1 protein-coding gene is annotated in these 1,205 nt (G+C 66.0%); it reads left to right on the top strand.

Annotated features, from left to right (window positions below):
• Window positions 1-227: 227 nt before the first annotated feature.
• Window positions 228-1,109, top strand: coding sequence for a glyoxalase III HchA (gene hchA / locus G3N93_RS40515; protein WP_206135575.1), 882 nt, complete (start codon window positions 228-230; stop codon window positions 1,107-1,109).
• Window positions 1,110-1,205: the final 96 nt, after the last annotated feature.

Below are 1,205 nucleotides of genomic sequence, written 5' to 3'. Positions count from 1 at the left end.
GCGATCCCGTGTAGCTCCTCAACTCATCCGCCGGGCGTGTCGCTACGCTTCCCGCTGTACGTTTCAGTACGGCGCCCAACCGGTTCTTCGGGCCCCGCGTCCCCTCGTCCCGGGCATGAACGGAGGCCCACGCCGCCGATTCGAAACCGTGCATGCGCAATGCCCGCGTTTTGGCCGTTTTCCATGCCGAATCCTCAATCCGCCCCCCCCCCGAGTAAGGAGCAGCCATGACTTCCGAACAGCCGCAGATGGACAGAACGCCCTCGCCCGATCCGGCCGAAAACAACGCGTACTTTCCGTCCCCGTATTCGCTGTCGCAGTACACGTCGTCGAAGACCGATTTCACCGGCGCGGATTACCCGAATCCGTACACGGGCGGCAAGTGGAAGGTGCTGATGATCGCGACCGACGAGCGCTACGTCCTGATGACGAACGGCAAGATGTTCTCGACCGGCAATCATCCGGTCGAAATGCTGCTGCCGATGCATCACATGGACCAGGCCGGCTTCGAGATCGATATCGCGACGCTGTCGGGCAACCCCGCGAAACTCGAACTCTGGGCGATGCCGGGCGACGACGAGGCGGTGCAGAGCACGTACCGGAAGTACCTGCCGAAGCTCAAGACGCCGCTGAAGCTGTCCGACGTGCTCGACGCCGACCTCGGCCCCGAATCGCCGTACATCGCCGTGTTCATTCCGGGCGGCCACGGCGTCCTCGCCGGCATTCCGTACAGCAAGGACGTGAAGCGCGCGCTGCAATGGGCGCTCGACTACGACCGGCACATCATCACGCTGTGCCACGGGCCCGCAAGCCTGTTGTCGGCCGCCGTGGACGAAGATCCGCAGAACTACCCGTTCAAGGGCTACGAGATGTGCGTGTTCCCGGATGCGCTCGACACCGGCCCGAATCTCGAGATCGGCTACATGCCGGGCCCGCTGCCGTGGCTCGTCGCGCAAAGCCTGGAAAAGCTCGGCGCGAAGGTGCTCAACAAGGACATGACCGGCCGCTGCCATCAGGACCGCAAGCTGATCACGGGCGACAGCCCGCTCGCGTCGAACGGCATCGGCAAGCTCGCGGCCGCCGCGCTGCTGAAGGAAATCGACCACTGACGCGGGCCGCCCGCGGTCAGTCGGTACCGCGGGCGCGACGGGCTTCGCGCCCCTTTACGCGGCCGACCGGCCTCCCGCCCGCGGCGCCGGCCGACC

This window comes from Burkholderia sp. Se-20378 (assembly GCF_017104665.1).
Classification (GTDB): Bacteria; Pseudomonadota; Gammaproteobacteria; order Burkholderiales; family Burkholderiaceae; genus Burkholderia; species Burkholderia lata.
Note: the sequence above shows the minus strand (reverse complement) of the source record. Positions and strands in the feature narration are given on the sequence as shown.

Coding starts and splice junctions, on each gene's coding strand:
- hchA (WP_206135575.1), top strand. CDS start 228: ATGACTTCCGAACAGCCGCAGATGGACAGAACGCCCTCGCCCGATCCG.